Here is a 15,667-nt window from a genome sequence, read left to right as displayed (position 1 = left end):
AGCTGTTGATCTGCCCGGCGCCTTGAGCGCCGGGCAATCGAAGAACATGTCCGTGCAGTACCTGTCTTTTCTCGTAGAGCTGCACACAACCGTGTTGCGCGGGTGGCTGAACCCCGGTCCGTCGCACCTCGCTTTTGTGCAGTCTCTCAAATGCGTGAGATTGCGTTATGGATGGTATTTTCCTGCAGCAACTGGTCAACGGCCTGACCCTCGGGTCGGTCTATGGCCTGATCGCCATCGGCTACACAATGGTCTATGGCATCATCGGCATGATCAACTTCGCCCACGGCGAGGTTTACATGATTTCCGCTTACCTCGCGGCAATCAGTCTGGCTCTGCTGGCATACTTCGGTATTGAATCCTTCCCTCTGCTGATGCTTGGCACACTGGTCTTCACCATCATTGTCACAGCGGTATATGGCTGGGTCATCGAGCGTGTCGCCTACAAACCCCTGCGTAACTCCACCCGACTGGCACCGCTGATCAGCGCCATCGGTATTTCGCTGATCCTGCAAAACTATGCACAGATCGCACAGGGCGCCCGTCAACAAGGCGTACCGACCCTGCTGACCGGTGCATGGCGAGTGGAAGTCGGAAGCGGCTTCGTTCAGCTCACCTACACCAAGATCTTCATCCTGGTTGCCGCATTCGCCGGCATGGCCCTGCTGACCTACGTCATCAAGTACACCAAGCTCGGCCGCATGTGCCGCGCCACCCAGCAAGACCGCAAGATGGCCTCCATCCTTGGGATCAACACCGACCGCGTCATTTCCTACGTGTTCATCATCGGTGCGGCAATGGCGGCCCTGGCCGGCGTGCTGATCACCATGAACTACGGCACGTTCGACTTCTACGCAGGCTTCGTCATCGGCATCAAGGCGTTCACCGCAGCGGTACTCGGCGGGATCGGCTCGCTGCCTGGCGCGATGCTCGGCGGGATCATCCTCGGGATTTCCGAGTCGCTGTTCTCGGGTCTGGTCAACTCGGACTACAAAGACGTTTTCAGCTTCTCGCTGCTCGTTCTCGTTCTGGTCTTTCGGCCCCAAGGCCTGCTCGGCCGTCCTCTTGTGTCGAAGGTGTAAGCGATGTCTTCAACCACTAAAAAAACCATTGATCTCAAAAGAAGCCTGGTTGACGCGATTCTTGCCGGTCTTGTTGCCCTCATTGTGTTCGGCCCGATTGTTGGCATAGTCCTCGACGGCTACGGCTTCAATCTGGAAACGACCCGAGTGGCGTGGATTGTCGCCATTGTCATGGCCGGCCGCTTTGCCTTGAGCCTGTTCCTGCAAACGCCGAAAGGCCTGAGAATTCTCGAAGGCTTTGAAACCACCGGTTCGGGGGTTCATGTACTGGCACCCGATTACAAATCCCGGCTGCGCTGGATCATTCCGCTGATGATCGTCATCGCCGTGGTGTTCCCGTTTTTCTCCAACTCCTACCTGCTGGGCGTGGTCATCCTCGGGTTGATCTACGTGCTGCTCGGGCTTGGTCTGAACATCGTGGTTGGCCTGGCCGGCCTGCTCGACCTCGGTTACGTGGCGTTCTACGCCATCGGCGCCTATGGGTTGGCACTCGGTTATCAATACCTGGGGCTGGGTTTCTGGACGGTGCTGCCACTGGCGGCGATCACGGCGGGGCTGGCCGGTTGCATCCTCGGTTTCCCGGTGTTGCGCCTGCACGGTGACTACCTGGCGATCGTGACCCTGGGCTTCGGTGAAATCATTCGCTTGATCCTCAATAACTGGCTGACCCTGACTGGTGGCCCCAACGGTATGCCGGCGCCCCTGCCAACCTTCTTCGGCCTCGAGTTCGGCAAAAGGGCGAAGGACGGTGGCGTTCCGTTCCACGAGTTTTTCGGCATCGCCTATAACCCTGACGTGAAGTACTACTTCATCTACGCGGTATTGTTCCTGGTCGTGCTGGCCGTGCTGTACATCAAGCACCGTTTGACTCGCATGCCGGTCGGTCGCGCCTGGGAAGCCTTGCGTGAAGATGAAATCGCCTGCCGTTCCATGGGTTTGAACCACGTGCTGGTCAAGCTTTCGGCGTTCACCATCGGTGCGTCGACAGCCGGCCTCGCTGGCGTGTTCTTCGCCACCTACCAGGGCTTCGTCAACCCGACCTCGTTCACCTTCTTTGAATCGGCCCTGATCCTCGCCATCGTGGTACTCGGCGGCATGGGTTCGACCATCGGCGTGGTTATCGCAGCCTTCGTGCTGACGGTGGCCCCGGAACTGCTGCGTGGCTTCGCGGAATACCGCGTGCTGCTGTTCGGCATCCTGATGGTGTTGATGATGATCTGGCGACCGCGCGGCCTGATTCGGATCAGCCGTACCGGTGTGACCCCGCGTAAAGGAGTAGCGCCATGAGCGAAGTCGTACTCTCGGTCGAGAAGCTGATGATGCACTTCGGCGGCATCAAGGCGTTGAACGATGTCAGCCTGAAGGTTAAGCGCAACTCGATCTTCGCCCTGATCGGCCCCAACGGCGCCGGCAAGACCACCGTGTTCAACTGCCTGACCGGGTTCTACAAGGCCTCGGGCGGCAAGATCGAACTCAACGTGCGCGGCGAGCGCACCGATGTCATCAAAATGCTCGGTGAACCGTTCAAGGCGACTGATTTTGTATCGCCGAAAAGCTTCATCAGCCGGCTCCATTACAAGATGTTCGGCGGCACTCACCTGGTGAACCGTGCCGGCCTGGCGCGGACCTTCCAGAACATTCGCCTGTTCAAGGAAATGTCGGTGCTGGAAAACCTGCTGGTGGCCCAACACATGTGGGTCAACCGCAGCATGCTCGCGGGCATCCTCAACACCAAGGGCTATCGCAAGGCTGAAAGCGATGCGCTGGACCACGCCTTCTACTGGCTGGAAGTGGTGGACCTGGTGGATTGCGCCAACCGTCTGGCCGGTGAGTTGTCCTACGGCCAGCAGCGTCGTCTGGAGATTGCGCGGGCCATGTGCACCCGGCCGCAGATCATCTGCCTCGACGAACCGGCCGCCGGCCTCAACCCTCAGGAAACCGAAGCGCTGAGCGCGATGATCCGGCTGCTGCGCGACGAGCACGATCTGACCGTGGTGCTGATCGAACACGACATGGGCATGGTTATGAGCATTTCCGACCACATCGTGGTGCTGGACCACGGCGTCGTCATCGCCGAGGGCGGCCCCGAGGCGATTCGCAACGATCCGAAAGTGATTGCAGCCTATCTGGGCGCCGATGAAGAGGAGGTGGTGCTATGAGCAAACCGATCCTCGAACTCAAAGACCTGGACGTGTTTTACGGCCCGATCCAGGCCCTGAAAAAAGTCTCGATGCACATCAACGAAGGGGAGACCGTCAGCCTCATCGGTTCCAACGGTGCGGGCAAGTCGACCCTGCTGATGTCGATCTTCGGCCAGCCGCGCGCGGCAGACGGGCAGATCATCTATCAGGGCGTGGACATCACCCATAAGTCGTCGCACTACATTGCGTCCAACGGCATTGCGCAATCACCGGAAGGCCGGCGCGTGTTCCCCGACATGACCGTCGAGGAAAACCTGCAGATGGGCACCATCCCGATTGGTGACAAGTACGCCAAGGAAGACATGCAACGCATGTTCGAGCTGTTTCCGCGTCTCGAAGAGCGGCGGACCCAGCGGGCCATGACCATGTCCGGCGGCGAACAGCAAATGCTCGCCATCGCCCGTGCGTTGATGAGCCGGCCGAAACTGCTGTTGCTCGATGAGCCGAGCCTGGGGCTCGCGCCGATTGTGGTGAAACAGATCTTTGCCACCCTGCGGGAACTGGCCAAGACCGGCATGACCATCTTTCTGGTCGAGCAGAACGCCAACCACGCCCTGCGGTTGTCGGATCGGGCATACGTGATGGTCAACGGCGAGATCCGCCTCAGTGGCACCGGCAAGGAGCTGCTGGTGAACGAAGAGGTGCGTAACGCTTATCTCGGCGGGCATTGAGTCCTGTTGAAATACCTAAAGCCCCGACGAGCAATCGTCGGGGCTTTTTTACGCCTCCAATACACCGCAAATCCCTTGTGGGAGCGAGCCTGCTCGCGATTGCGGTGGGTCTGTGAAAAGCATGGCGACTGACACTGCGCTATCGCGAGCAGGCTCGCTCCCACAGGGACCGCGGTGAATTGTGGAAAACAAATTTGCCAAGCTCTCAAAGCGCGACATAAAGCCGCTGCAAATAGTTGTTTTGTCACGGTTTTGACTTGTCCCCGTTTGCTGTGGAACTGGCTGTGAATAACGTGGGAGTAGCTGGCTGAGAGCCTTTTAAATCGTGGCCTGTAGCGATGTGGTTGTTTTTTGATCAGGCGTTTTTGCCGGGCTTGAGGTCAGCGTTGTCAACCTTTTTATTGATTGCAAAAGAGGCCTGAAACACACGATGGCAGCCTGTGGATAAGTCTGTGGTTAAACTCTGGAAAGACTCGGCTAAGGGCCGTAGTTACTGGCTTGGCGCCATCGTTGGCAAACCCGGTCAATCGTGCAAAACGCCTTGGGCTACACAGCCCGCACTTCAGGGTCAAGCGAAAAACTTTCTGATCTGCCCGCAAAGCCTTGTGCACAGCGGCTTCCAGCTTTTTCACTTGCCCCCGGAAACTGTGGACCGGCCTGTGGATAACGTGCGCGTACATAGCTACAGGCCACGGTGTATATGGCGTTGCTCGCGTTGGTTGTTTTTCGTACAGATTTTCTGATAGTTGCCGCTGTCGGCAAGGCCGGGCATGCTGCCAGCTGATTTTCTAATCCAATGGCGGCCCGTCGGCCGAAGCAAGGAGAACACGATGTCCAACACCCTGTTTATTACCGGCGCGACTTCCGGTTTTGGCGAAGCCTGTGCCCGTCGTTTTGCCGAGGCTGGCTGGAAACTGGTGCTGACAGGTCGTCGTGAAGAGCGCCTCAATGCCTTGTGCGCCGAGTTGTCGAAGCAGACCGAGGTCCATGCCCTGGTGCTCGACGTGCGTGATCGCAAGGCCATGGAGGAGGCGATCGCCAACCTGCCACCGTCCTTCGCCAAGCTGCGCGGGTTGATCAACAACGCTGGCCTGGCGCTCGGCGTGGACCCGGCGCCGAAGTGCGATCTTGATGATTGGGACACCATGGTCGACACCAACATCAAGGGCCTGATGTACAGCACTCGCCTGCTGTTGCCGCGTCTGATCGCCCATGGTCGTGGCGCCGGCATCATCAACCTCGGTTCCATTGCCGGCAACTACCCGTATCCGGGCAGCCACGTGTATGGCGCGAGCAAGGCGTTCGTCAAACAGTTCTCCCTGAACCTGCGCTGCGACCTGCAAGGCACGGGCGTTCGCGTCAGCAACATCGAGCCGGGCCTGTGTGAGAGTGAGTTCTCGCTGGTGCGCTTTGCCGGTGACCAGGAGCGTTACAACGCGACCTACGCCGGTGCCGAGGCGATCCAGCCGCAAGACATCGCCGAGACCATTTTCTGGGTGCTCAATGCGCCGGCGCACATCAACATCAACAGCCTCGAGTTGATGCCGGTGAGCCAGACGTGGGCCGGGTTTGCGATTGAGCGTAACAAGGGGTAAGACTGCGTAACGTCCATTCGCGGGCAAGCCTCGCTCCTACAGGTCTATGCAAAACCTGTAGGAGCGAGGCTTGCCCGCGAATACGATCTATTTTTCAACGAAGATAGTCGACCAACCCGCGATAGCAGGTCGCCAAATGATAAGGCGTGGTAGACGGCATATCCTGCCGGCTCACTTCACCGTTCTCGTCACGACACTCATACCAGCCGCGCGCATGCAGAGAACGCTGTTGCAGCGCCTGCAACTGGTGCAATACCGATGCCCCGCTGTCCGGGCGCAGCGTCAACGCACGCAGGTATTCAGCCTGAGCCCAGATGCGTTGGGTGGCATCTTTCGAATGCCCGTCGAGCGTGAGCATCGCGCGCACGGCGCCACTCGATTGATCGACGCCCAGTTGCTCGGTGAACGCAAAGGCGCGCTCCACAGAGGCGTGCAGTTTTGTACCGCGCAACAACGGCGAAGATTCCAGCAGGAAATACCATTCAAACTGGTGTCCCGGTTCAAACCAGTTATCCACAGACCCCAGCGGTTTTTCCATCAACACACTGTGTTGCGGATCGATAAAGCGTTGTTGCATGGCTGTGCATAACTCGACGAGCGCACGCTGCACGGCGAGGTCTTCACGCACTGATAGCGTGGCAAGAAACGCTTCGGCGAGGTGCATCAGCGGGTTTTGCAGCGGCCCGGTGTTCAGCAACGACCAATCACGCTCAAGGCAGGCTTCGTACAAGCCGTCGCCCGAACTGAAGCGCTGATCAAGCACTTCCAGCACAGCGTTGAGCACCGACTCCACCAGCGGTTCGCGAACCTTGTCCCAGTAATGGGCGCAGGCGAAGAGGATGAAGGCGTGGGTGTAGAGATCTTTGCGCTGATCCAGCGGCGCGCCCTGCGGGTCGATGCTGTAGAACCAGCCACCGTGTTCGGCATCGTGGAAATGTTGCTGCAACGAGCGGAACAACGCAGCCGCACGCTCTTTCGCGCCCGGCACCTGGCCGATCAGGCTGGAAAACAGATACAGCTGCCGCGCGCAGGCCATGGCCCGGTAGCGTTGCGGTGGCAAGGGATGATGCTCGGCATCCAGTGCTTCGTAGGGCAGCGCCAGTTCGGCATTCCAGCCGGGGCCTTGCCAGAGGGGCACGATCACGTCCTGGAAATGCTGTTGCACCGCGGCAAACAGAGCGGTCAATTCAGGCTGGGAAGCGGAGCGGGGAGCATGAGGCATTGGCTGGCGTCGTCACGGCAGGGTCGAATGCGCGACATGTTATCAGGCCTGAGAGATGTGGTGTCTGTCAGGCCTCTTCGCGGGCAAGCCTTGCTCCTACAGGATTTGCGTCGGATCGCGATAATGTGAACGACGCAAATCCTGTAGGAGCGAGGCTTGCTCGCGAAGAGGTCATCACCGGCAATACGCAATCAACCCGCCAACAACCACACCCCGGTCGCTGCCGAAGCCGCGCCCGCCAGACGAACCAGCGGTGCCGCTGCTTGCGGCAACACGCGAACCAGCGCATAACCCGCCGCATGCAACGCCGCCGTTGCCGCCACAAACCCTGAGGCATAGGCCCAAGGGCTCGACATGTCCGGCAATTCCAGCCCATGCGCCACGCCATGGAACAACGCAAACAACGCCGTCGCACCCACTGCCATGCTCAGTGGCGGACGTACCGCCAGCGCCACCGCCAGCCCCAGCGCCAGTACCGACGCGGCAATCCCGCTTTCCAGCGCTGGCAGGTTCAGCCCTTCAAAACCGAGCAGGCCGCCGATCAGCATGGTGCCAACGAACGTGCACGGCAGCGCCCAGCGTGCAGCGCCTTTCTGCTGTGCTGCCCACAGCCCGACGGCAACCATTGCCAGCAAGTGATCGAGGCCGCCGATCGGGTGGCTGATGCCGGCGATCAAGCCATTGTCGCCGTGACCGGGGTGGGCGAAGGCGATGGCCGGAGTCAGCAGCAGGGCCATGGCGCCCAGGATGCGTTTAAGTGTCATGGATAAGCTTCCTTGTTGATAAGTTTGATCGTAATCAGGCTGCGGTCAGCAGGCCCTGGCGCTCGATGAAGGCGATGATTTCTTCCAGGCCCAGCCCGGTTTTCTGGTTGCTGAAGACAAACGGTTTGCCGTTGCGCATGCGCTTCGTGTCGCTGTCCATCATCGAAAGCGACGCGCCTACCAGCGGTGCGAGGTCGACTTTGTTGATCACCAGCAGGTCGGATTTGCAGATCCCCGGCCCACCCTTGCGCGGCAGTTTGTCGCCCGCCGAGACGTCGATTACGTAAATTGTCAGGTCGGACAATTCCGGGCTGAACGTGGCTGAAAGGTTGTCGCCTCCGGACTCCACCAGAATCAGATCCAGCCCCGGAAAGCGTCGGTTCAGTTGATCCACGGCTTCGAGGTTGATCGAGGCGTCTTCGCGGATCGCCGTGTGCGGGCAGCCGCCGGTTTCCACGCCGATGATCCGTTCCGGCGCCAGGGCCTGGTTGCGCACCAGAAAATCGGCGTCTTCGCGGGTGTAGATGTCGTTGGTCACGACCGCCAGGTTGTAGCGCTCGCGCAGCGCCAGGCACAGGGCCAGCGTCAGGGCGGTTTTGCCGGAACCGACCGGGCCGCCGATGCCGACGCGCAGAGGTTGTGTGTTCATGTGATTCTCCAAAATAACAGGCCCTAGGAACGGAACAGACGGCTGTACTGGCGCTCATGGGCCATGCACGCCAGGGACAGGCCGAAAGTGGCGCTGCCATAGTGGTCGGGGTTGATTCGGGTGGCGTCCTGCTGGGCTTGTTGCAGCAGCGGCAGCAGTTCGCTGGTCAGGCGTTGCGCGGCTTGCTGGCCCAGCGGCAGGGTTTTCATCAGCACCGCCAACTGGTTTTCCAGCCAGCTCCAGAGCCACGCGGCCAGCGCGTCTTGCGGGCTGATGTGCCAGGCGCGTGCGGCCAGCGCCCAGCCGAGGGCCAGGTGCGGTTCGGGGCGTTGTTCGAGAAAGGCGCGGGCCGGTGCATCGAGTTCCGGCAAACCGTTGAGCAGTTGCTGCAGGGAGTAGCCCATCTGTCGGCTCTCCTGATGCAACTCGCGGGTTTCCCGGCTGGCGCGGTGTTCTTCGCAGCGTTGCAGCAGTTCGGCCCAGTTTTCTGTGGCGGCGGCCACGCAATGGGCGAGCAGCAGCGGCGCCTCGAAGCGTGCCAGGTTCAGCAGCAATTGATCGCTGATCCAGCGACGGGCGCTGTCTGAATCATTCACCCGGCCGTTATCCACCGCCATTTCCAGACCTTGGGAATAGCTGTAGCCGCCAATCGGCAATTGCGGACTGGCCAGGCGCAACAGCGCCCAGGCCGGGTTCATTGGCGTACGCCGAACTGATGCAGTTTCGGCGGGTAGTTGAAGTCTTCGTCGCCATGCCGCGAGTGGTGATGGCCACCACCATAGGCGCCGTGCTCCGGCTGGAACGGCGCTTCGATGTTTTCGACCTTGGCTTCAAGTTGTTCGAGCATGGCCTTGAGCACGTAGTCGTCGAGCAGGCGCAACCAGCCATCACCGACTTGCAGGGCGACGTGGCGATTGCCCAGGTGATAGGCCGCGCGGGTCAGTTCGAAGGCATTGGCGCAGGTGACGTGCAGCAGTTGTTCGGGGCGGGCGCAGACGCGGACGATGCGACCGTCTTCAGCCTGTAGGCATTCGCCATCAGTCAGGGGCGACTGACCGCGCTCCAAAAACAACCCGACGTCTTCACCCTCGGCACTGAAACAGCGCAAACGGCTTTTGCTCCGGGCTTCGAAGGTCAGGTGCAACTCGGCGGCCCAGACGGGTTGAGGGTCGATTCTGCGATGAATCACCAGCATCGGAAAGCTTCCAGCTATGGACAATAGTCAGGCTAGAGCAAGGGGCTTGCCAATCGGCGCAAGTGTAGGAAATGCCTGTCGGCGCATGGAGGGCGTTTCAGTTTGTTGCGGCAATTTGGTGCGGGGCTGGGAAAGGCGCACCAAATGACGGCGCAGGGCGTGCTCCAGATTGTTCGCGATCCCGCATTCACCACCCAACCTTGTAGGAGCCGGCTTGCTGGCGATAGCGGTCGACCAGACGACATCTTTATTGGCTGAAGGGCGCCATCGCTGGCAAGCCAGCTCCTACAAGGGAGGTGGTGGTTCAGACGCACCGTGTTGCCTGAATCGCCAGCAAGCCGGCTCCTACAGGAGATCGGCGTGCAGGAGGGTTATTCCGTGCTGCCCAGGCCTTGCCAGTGCTTGAGGCCGATAAAGATAAAGCGCAGCTGCTGAGTGATTTTCGCCTGCGGTGTCAAATGCGCGGGCAACGCCTCGGCCGGCGGATCAATGATTTCCGGCAGGGTCGCAAACACGCTTTTGACGATGAGATCGGCCATGACACTCAGGCCGGCGATGTCCAGGTGTTGCAGCTTTGGCATCAGCGACAAATCGGCCGCAAGGTCCGAGCTGATGTCTTCGCGCAAGCGACCGATGGCCAGGCGCACCGGTAGCGAACCGCCGTACTGCTCGCGGGCCAGAAACAGGAATTGCGAACGATTGGCCGACACCACGTCGAGAAAAATCCGCACCGAGGCATCGATGATGCCGCCCATGACGAACTCGTTGTGACGCACCAAGCGGATGGTTTCGCGGAAGGTTTGTCCGACTTCGCTCACCAGCACCAGGCCCAGTTCATCCATGTCGGCGAAATGCCGGTAGAAACCGGTGGGGACGATGCCGGCGGTTTTCGCCACTTCGCGCAGGCTCAGGCTGCCGAATCCTCGGCCGCACTCCATCAAATGGCGGGCAGCGTCCATCAAGGCGTTGCGGGTTTGTTGTTTCTGTTCGGCGCGGGGCAGCATCGCAAGGGTGTTTTCTGGACAAGACAGCGGCGCACTCTAGCAAATCGGCTTTGCCGGCGTCGAACGACTATCGGGAGTGATGCGAGGGAATGCGTGGCTTCTATAAAGTCAAAAGCCCAATCCGTGGATTGGGCTTTTTTTCAAGGCCGCCATGGGCTTAGCTCACAGCGCTGTTGCGTTCGATTACACGGTCACCACCACCTTCAGCCAGGGTTTGGCCTTGTGGGGTACGGTCGGAACCGTCGGCAGCCAGGGTTTGGCCTTGTGGAGTGCGGTCGGAACCGTCGGCAGCCAGGGTTTGGCCTTGTGGGGTACGGTCGGAACCGTCGGCAGCCAGGGTTTGGCCTTGTGGAGTGCGGTCGGAACCGTCAGCAGCCAGGGTTTGGCCTTGTGGAGTGCGGTCGGAACCGTCAGCAGCCAGGGTTTGACCTTGTGGGGTGCGATCGGAACCGTCGGCAGCCAGGGTTTGGCCTTGTGGGGTGCGATCGGAACCGTCAGCGGCCAGGGTTTGACCTTGTGGAGTGCGGTCCGAACCATCTTGAGTGATCAGGCCTTTTTCTTTCAGGCGATCATTACCACCTTCGGCAACGGTTTGACTGAACACCGAGTGGCTGTCTTTCACTTGTGGGGTGGCCTGGTCAGCGGCTGGCAGGGCGAAAGCGGTGCTGGCCAGCATGGAGAGGGTAAGGCTAAACAGTAGTTGGCGTTTCATGATCATGTGCTCCGTGGGAGGGCGGCAAAGTGGGTACGAGGCCAATGCTACTCTCGATAAGTCGATATAAAAGTTCATAAACGCAATGGTAATAATCAACAGAATTGATTGTTCCGTGCGAAGGCTCTAGACCGGGCCTTTCCGGCGGATGTTTTCGCACTGATGTGGGTATTTTCTACTCACGTGCGTCGCACAAAAGTGCGGGGTCGGTAACGCCGGATTTCGAGTGCAGGGTGTCCCCGACCGATTATTTGAACGTTAAGCCGCATTTCGATTAAACCTGCGCGCCGTTTCCCAGTCCTAGGCTTCATGCCAGGCCGGTTCTGGCCTGGGGTTTCACACGCGCGTCGCGGTCAGGGCGCTCAGTCGTATTCAGGAGCCCTGTGCAATGACGCGCACCCCGAAAATTCTTGCCTGGACCTTTGCCAGCCTGGTTGTGTTACTGGCGATACTGGTTCTGATCATCGCGTTCTTCGATTGGAACCGGATCAAACCGACCCTCAACGCCAAAGTCTCCGAAGAGCTGCATCGACCGTTTGCCATCAATGGCAACCTCGCGGTGGTCTGGCGGCGTGAGCTTGACGAAGGTGGGTGGCGCGCCTGGGTGCCGTGGCCGCATGTGGTGGCGCAGGACCTGAGCCTCGGCAACCCGGACTGGTCGAAGCAACCGCAAATGGCCACGCTCAAACGCGTCGAGCTGCGCATTTCGCCGCTGGCTCTGTTGGCGCAACGGGTGACGATCCCGCGCATTGACTTGACCGAACCAAACGCAGACCTCCAGCGCCTGGCCGATGGCCGCGCCAACTGGACCTTCAAGTTCGACCCGAAAGACCCGAACGCCAAACCTTCCAGTTGGGTGGTCGACATCGGTGCGATCGGCTTCGACAAAGGCCACGTCACCCTCGACGACCAGAGCCTGAAAACCCAGCTCGACCTGATCATCGACCCGCTGGGCAAGCCGATCCCGTTCAGCGACATCGTCGGCGAAAAAGCCGCGAAAACTGCGCAGGAGAAGGGCGCGGCTCCCCAGGATTACGCGTTTGCACTGAAGGTCAAAGGCCAATACCACGGCCAGAAACTGACGGGCGAAGGCAAGATCGGCGGCCTGCTGGCCTTGCAGGATTCGGCCCGGCCGTTCCCGCTCCAGGCCCAGGTCAAGATTGCCGACACCAGCGTCGAGCTCGCCGGTACGCTGACCGACCCACTCAACCTTGGTGCGCTGGACCTGCGGCTGAAACTGGCCGGCAGCAGCCTGGGCAATCTCTATCCGCTGACCGGCGTGACCCTGCCGGATACACCGCCCTACGCCACCGACGGCCACTTGATCGCCAAGCTGCATGAGCCGGGCGGCGCGGTGTTCCATTACGAAGCGTTCAACGGCAAGATCGGCGAGAGCGACATCCATGGCAGCCTGGCCTACGTCGCCAGCCAGCCTCGGCCGAGACTCAGCGGTTCGCTGCTCTCCAATCAACTGTTGTTTACCGACCTTGCGCCCTTGATCGGCGCCGACTCCAACGCCAAGCAAAAGGCTCGCGGCGGCGAAAGCAAGCAGCCGGCGGACAAGGTGTTACCGGTCGAAGAGTTCAAGACCGAGCGCTGGCGCGACATGGACGCCGACGTCGAATTCACCGGCAAGCGCATCGTCCACAGTGAAAAACTGCCGTTCAATGACCTCTACACGCACCTGGTGCTGACCGACGGCGTGCTCAGTCTCGAACCCCTGCGTTTCGGCGTGGCCGGCGGCAAACTGGATGCGCAGATTCGCCTGAACGGTCGCACCGAGCCGCTGGAAGGCAACGCCAAGCTGACCGGGCGCGGTTTCAAGCTCAAGCAGCTGTTCCCGACCTTTGAACCGATGAAGACCAGTTTCGGCGAACTCAATGGCGATGCCGACATCAGTGGTCACGGCAACTCGGTGGCCAAGCTGCTGGGTTCGGCCAATGGCAATCTGAAGATGCTGATCAACGACGGTGCCATCAGCCGCGAGTTGATGGAACTGGCTGGGCTGAACGTTGGCAACTACGTGGTCGGTAAAATCTTTGGCGACAAAGAAGTGAAGATCAATTGCGCGGCGGCCGACTTCGACATCAAGACCGGCCTGGCCACCACCCGGTTGTTTGTCTTTGATACCGAGAACGCGATCATCTACATCGATGGCACGGCGAACATGGCGACTGAGCAACTGGACCTGACCATCACCCCGGAATCCAAGGGCTGGCGCCTGATTTCCCTGCGTTCGCCGCTGTACGTACGGGGCAAGTTCATCAAGCCGGATGCGGGCGTGAAGGCGGTGCCGCTGATATTGCGCGGGGCGGGGATGGTGGCCTTGGGCGTGATTGCGGCGCCGGCGGCGGGGTTGCTGGCGCTGGTGGCACCGAGTGGGGGTGAGCCGAATCAGTGTGCGCCGTTGCTGGAGCAGATGAAGGCAGGCAAGGCACCCGTCACCGTTAAGCCCACCAAATAAACCGATGACGGTCTGACAGGCGCTACAAATCTTTCAGGATGTCGGCCACAGGGAAGTGATCGCTACTCCGGTGTGAGTGACAAGCGCGACGAAAATTTTGATGTGATTGGCGATCTTGGCAACAAGCCAGACAATCGGGCTTCCTCCTGCAACCACGCAAAAAATGCCCGCACCGGCGGATGGCGTTCTCGACCCGGTACGCACAGCGCGCTGTAACCGGCGCCACTCACCTGAATGTCACTCCGGTAAGCCACCAACAAACCACTGGCCACGCTCTCGGACACCAGGATATTGCTCGCCAGCACCAGGCCTTGTCCGGCGATCGCGGCTTGCAGCGCGTAATGCTCTTCGTCGTATTCGCGGACCGCCGGGTTTGCCGTCAGCCAGGTTTCTGCAGACTGCGAGCACCACGCTTCCCAGCCATGGGCGTACAGCTTCGAGTTGTGCCAACGCACGCTGATCAACGTCGGTGCGCGGATGCTGGCCTGTGCAACCTGTTCCGGCGAGCCATAAACGCCGAACGATTCATCGAACAGGCACAGGCCATAAAGGTTCGGGTAGTCATCGAGGCTATAGCGCACCACCAGATCGACGCTGGCGTCCTGATGCAAATCGATGACTTCGCAATGGGTGTCCAGCCGCACGCTGATGTTCGGATGCCGGGCGTAAAAACGCCCCAGTCGCGGTACCAGCCACAGCGCAGCAAAAGCGGCGGTGGTGGAGATTGTCAGGCTGGTGCCGCTGCGTTGCGGGCGCAAGGTGTCGACGCTTTGCGCCACTTCCAGAAAAGCGCCGTGCAGGCTGTGAAACAGGCGCTCGCCGCATTCGGTCAGGCGCACTTGCCGTGGCAGTCGCTCGAACAGCGGCACGCCGAGCCAGGTTTCCAGCGAGCGGATCTGATGAGAAACCGCCGTTGGCGTCACCGACAGTTCTTCGGCGGCGGCCTTGAAACTCAGCAGGCGTGAGGCGGATTCGAAGGCGCGCAGGGCGGTCAGTGGCAGCGAGGCAAACATTGAACACTCCATGGATGAAATGAATTCACCCAAGCTGATTTTTGCTCATTTGAGGCGAGGCGGTTGCGGGCACAAGCTGCATGCCACACGCCGTTTTAGTTTAGTCCTCAGGAGATTCAGATGAACAGAATTCTTGCGATTCACGCCAGCCCACGGGGCGAACGTTCCCACTCCCGTCGCCTGGCCGAAGTGTTTCTCGGCGCCTGGCAGGCCCGCCATCCGCACGCGCAACTGACTCGCCGCGAAGTCGGACGGGCGTTGATTCCTCCGGTCAACGAAGCGTTTGTGGCCGCCGCGTTTTACCCCGAGCCCGAGGCGCGGCCGCTGACGATGCAGGCCGATCTCGCGTTCAGCGATGAACTGGTCGCCGAGTTGCTGGGCCACGATCTGCTGCTGATTTCCACGCCGATGCACAACTTCAGCGTGCCCAGCGGCCTCAAGGCGTGGATCGATCAAATCGTGCGGCTCGGGCTTACCTTCAATCACACGCTGGACAATGGTGTCGCGCAATACGAGCCGCTGGTGCACGGCAAGAAAGCGCTGATCGTCACCAGCCGTGGCGGCTTCGGTTTCGGTCCCGGTGGTGAACTGGAAGCCTTGAACCATGCCGATACGCTGTTGCGCACGGCGTTGGGGTTTATCGGCATTACCGACGTGACCGTCGTGGCCGCCGAGGGTGAGGAATCCGCCGAGCGCACCTTCGAGATCTCCGTCGCCGAGGCCGAGCAGCGTCTGCTGACGCTGGCCAGGGAGTGCTAGATGGCCTGGGTGTTTTTGCTGATCGCCGCCGGGTTCGAAGTCACCTTCGCCATGGGCATGAAGTATGCCGAAGGCTTCACCCGGCTCTGGCCGTCACTGATCACGGTAGTGGCGGCAGTGGGCGGGATTTACTTCCTGACCCTGGCGATGCGCGAATTGCCGGTGAGCATCGCTTACCCGATCTGGACCGCTATCGGTTCGCTGGGCACGGTGTTTCTCGGGTTTGCGTTGCTCGGCGAAAGCCTGACGGCGGTCAAACTGGTATCGGTCGGATTGATCGTGGCGGGGGTGGCGGGGCTGAAATAGGGCGGATGTCATAGACTGGTCGTCGAGCTG

At 60.3% G+C, this 15,667-nt stretch carries 16 protein-coding genes; 8 read left to right on the top strand and 8 right to left on the bottom strand.

All coding sequences use genetic code 11. The annotated features are described in order from the left end of the window. Positions 1-167 precede the first annotated feature (167 nt). From IB246_RS08615 to IB246_RS08595, 5 genes are all read left to right on the top strand, one after another. Positions 168-1,082 (top strand): ABC transporter permease subunit, encoded by a 915-nt coding sequence (locus tag IB246_RS08615; protein WP_008035385.1) that lies wholly within the window; start codon positions 168-170, stop codon positions 1,080-1,082. Positions 1,083-1,085: 3 nt separating this feature from the next. Further along, positions 1,086-2,369: a high-affinity branched-chain amino acid ABC transporter permease LivM gene (gene livM, locus IB246_RS08610; RefSeq protein ID WP_008035387.1), complete on the top strand. Its 1,284-nt coding sequence runs from the start codon at positions 1,086-1,088 to the stop codon at positions 2,367-2,369. Next, positions 2,366-3,241 (top strand): ABC transporter ATP-binding protein, encoded by an 876-nt coding sequence (locus tag IB246_RS08605; RefSeq protein ID WP_008035389.1) that lies wholly within the window; start codon positions 2,366-2,368, stop codon positions 3,239-3,241. Before livM ends, IB246_RS08605 begins: the two co-directional genes overlap by 4 nt. Beyond that, positions 3,238-3,954, top strand: a complete 717-nt coding sequence (locus tag IB246_RS08600; protein ID WP_008035391.1) for an ABC transporter ATP-binding protein — start codon at positions 3,238-3,240, stop codon at positions 3,952-3,954. The genes IB246_RS08605 and IB246_RS08600 overlap by 4 nt, the downstream gene beginning before the upstream one ends. A gap of 830 nt (positions 3,955-4,784) precedes the next feature. Further along, complete coding sequence (locus IB246_RS08595) at positions 4,785-5,549, top strand: SDR family oxidoreductase (RefSeq protein ID WP_008035394.1); 765 nt, start codon at positions 4,785-4,787, stop codon at positions 5,547-5,549. A 94-nt stretch (positions 5,550-5,643) separates the two neighbouring features. Here the strand turns inward: IB246_RS08595 and IB246_RS08590 are convergent, their stop codons facing one another. The 7 genes from IB246_RS08590 to IB246_RS08560 form a co-directional block, all read right to left on the bottom strand. Beyond that, positions 5,644-6,771 carry an AGE family epimerase/isomerase gene (locus IB246_RS08590; RefSeq protein ID WP_008043159.1) on the bottom strand — a complete coding sequence of 376 codons (1,128 nt, stop codon included), beginning with the start codon at positions 6,769-6,771 and terminating at the stop codon, positions 5,644-5,646. A 191-nt stretch (positions 6,772-6,962) separates the two neighbouring features. Next, a complete protein-coding gene (locus IB246_RS08585) occupies positions 6,963-7,535 on the bottom strand; it encodes a HupE/UreJ family protein (protein WP_008043161.1) in 573 nt (190 codons plus the stop codon). Positions 7,536-7,569: 34 nt separating this feature from the next. After that, positions 7,570-8,184, bottom strand: a complete 615-nt coding sequence (gene ureG / locus IB246_RS08580) for an urease accessory protein UreG (protein ID WP_008035409.1) — start codon at positions 8,182-8,184, stop codon at positions 7,570-7,572. 23 nt (positions 8,185-8,207) lie between these two features. Next, complete coding sequence (locus IB246_RS08575; protein ID WP_008043162.1) at positions 8,208-8,882, bottom strand: urease accessory protein UreF; 675 nt, start codon at positions 8,880-8,882, stop codon at positions 8,208-8,210. Then, positions 8,879-9,379, bottom strand: coding sequence for an urease accessory protein UreE (gene ureE / locus IB246_RS08570; protein WP_008035414.1), 501 nt, complete (start codon positions 9,377-9,379; stop codon positions 8,879-8,881). The genes IB246_RS08575 and ureE overlap by 4 nt, the downstream gene beginning before the upstream one ends. A 371-nt stretch (positions 9,380-9,750) precedes the next feature. After that, complete coding sequence (locus tag IB246_RS08565; protein WP_008035416.1) at positions 9,751-10,383, bottom strand: TetR family transcriptional regulator; 633 nt, start codon at positions 10,381-10,383, stop codon at positions 9,751-9,753. A 157-nt stretch (positions 10,384-10,540) separates the two neighbouring features. Next, on the bottom strand, positions 10,541-11,095 hold the full coding sequence (locus IB246_RS08560) for a hypothetical protein (RefSeq protein ID WP_192226941.1): 555 nt from the start codon (positions 11,093-11,095) through the stop codon (positions 10,541-10,543). 388 nt (positions 11,096-11,483) lie between these two features. Here IB246_RS08560 and IB246_RS08555 point away from each other — a divergent pair, with 388 nt between their 5' ends. Then, the gene (locus tag IB246_RS08555) at positions 11,484-13,559 is read left to right on the top strand and encodes an AsmA family protein (protein WP_008045217.1); all 2,076 of its coding nucleotides are present in this window, start codon (positions 11,484-11,486) and stop codon (positions 13,557-13,559) included. Between the two features lie 62 nt (positions 13,560-13,621). Here IB246_RS08555 and IB246_RS08550 read toward each other — a convergent pair whose 3' ends face one another. Then, a complete protein-coding gene (locus IB246_RS08550) occupies positions 13,622-14,584 on the bottom strand; it encodes a LysR substrate-binding domain-containing protein (RefSeq protein ID WP_225609037.1) in 963 nt (320 codons plus the stop codon). Between the two features lie 108 nt (positions 14,585-14,692). Between IB246_RS08550 and IB246_RS08545 the strand changes: the two genes are divergently transcribed. Together IB246_RS08545 and IB246_RS08540 are read left to right on the top strand one after the other, a co-directional pair. Beyond that, on the top strand, positions 14,693-15,331 hold the full coding sequence (locus IB246_RS08545; RefSeq protein WP_008045212.1) for an FMN-dependent NADH-azoreductase: 639 nt from the start codon (positions 14,693-14,695) through the stop codon (positions 15,329-15,331). Further along, positions 15,332-15,637 carry a DMT family transporter gene (locus tag IB246_RS08540; protein ID WP_008031171.1) on the top strand — a complete coding sequence of 102 codons (306 nt, stop codon included), beginning with the start codon at positions 15,332-15,334 and terminating at the stop codon, positions 15,635-15,637. The last annotated feature ends 30 nt before the right edge of the window (positions 15,638-15,667 follow it).

Origin of the sequence: Pseudomonas sp. PDM01, from assembly GCF_014852325.1 — a bacterium.
In the GTDB taxonomy this organism is placed as follows: domain Bacteria; phylum Pseudomonadota; class Gammaproteobacteria; order Pseudomonadales; family Pseudomonadaceae; genus Aquipseudomonas; species Aquipseudomonas migulae.
This window is presented reverse-complemented; position numbering and strand designations above follow the sequence as displayed.

Coding starts and splice junctions, on each gene's coding strand:
- livM (WP_008035387.1), top strand. CDS start 1,086: ATGTCTTCAACCACTAAAAAAACCATTGATCTCAAAAGAAGCCTGGTT.
- IB246_RS08560 (WP_192226941.1), bottom strand. CDS start 11,095: ATGAAACGCCAACTACTGTTTAGCCTTACCCTCTCCATGCTGGCCAGC.
- IB246_RS08615 (WP_008035385.1), top strand. CDS start 168: ATGGATGGTATTTTCCTGCAGCAACTGGTCAACGGCCTGACCCTCGGG.
- IB246_RS08555 (WP_008045217.1), top strand. CDS start 11,484: ATGACGCGCACCCCGAAAATTCTTGCCTGGACCTTTGCCAGCCTGGTT.
- IB246_RS08590 (WP_008043159.1), bottom strand. CDS start 6,771: ATGCCTCATGCTCCCCGCTCCGCTTCCCAGCCTGAATTGACCGCTCTG.
- IB246_RS08605 (WP_008035389.1), top strand. CDS start 2,366: ATGAGCGAAGTCGTACTCTCGGTCGAGAAGCTGATGATGCACTTCGGC.
- ureE (WP_008035414.1), bottom strand. CDS start 9,379: ATGCTGGTGATTCATCGCAGAATCGACCCTCAACCCGTCTGGGCCGCC.
- IB246_RS08595 (WP_008035394.1), top strand. CDS start 4,785: ATGTCCAACACCCTGTTTATTACCGGCGCGACTTCCGGTTTTGGCGAA.
- IB246_RS08585 (WP_008043161.1), bottom strand. CDS start 7,535: ATGACACTTAAACGCATCCTGGGCGCCATGGCCCTGCTGCTGACTCCG.
- IB246_RS08550 (WP_225609037.1), bottom strand. CDS start 14,584: ATGGAGTGTTCAATGTTTGCCTCGCTGCCACTGACCGCCCTGCGCGCC.
- IB246_RS08545 (WP_008045212.1), top strand. CDS start 14,693: ATGAACAGAATTCTTGCGATTCACGCCAGCCCACGGGGCGAACGTTCC.
- IB246_RS08565 (WP_008035416.1), bottom strand. CDS start 10,383: ATGCTGCCCCGCGCCGAACAGAAACAACAAACCCGCAACGCCTTGATG.
- IB246_RS08575 (WP_008043162.1), bottom strand. CDS start 8,882: ATGAACCCGGCCTGGGCGCTGTTGCGCCTGGCCAGTCCGCAATTGCCG.
- IB246_RS08600 (WP_008035391.1), top strand. CDS start 3,238: ATGAGCAAACCGATCCTCGAACTCAAAGACCTGGACGTGTTTTACGGC.
- IB246_RS08540 (WP_008031171.1), top strand. CDS start 15,332: ATGGCCTGGGTGTTTTTGCTGATCGCCGCCGGGTTCGAAGTCACCTTC.
- ureG (WP_008035409.1), bottom strand. CDS start 8,184: ATGAACACACAACCTCTGCGCGTCGGCATCGGCGGCCCGGTCGGTTCC.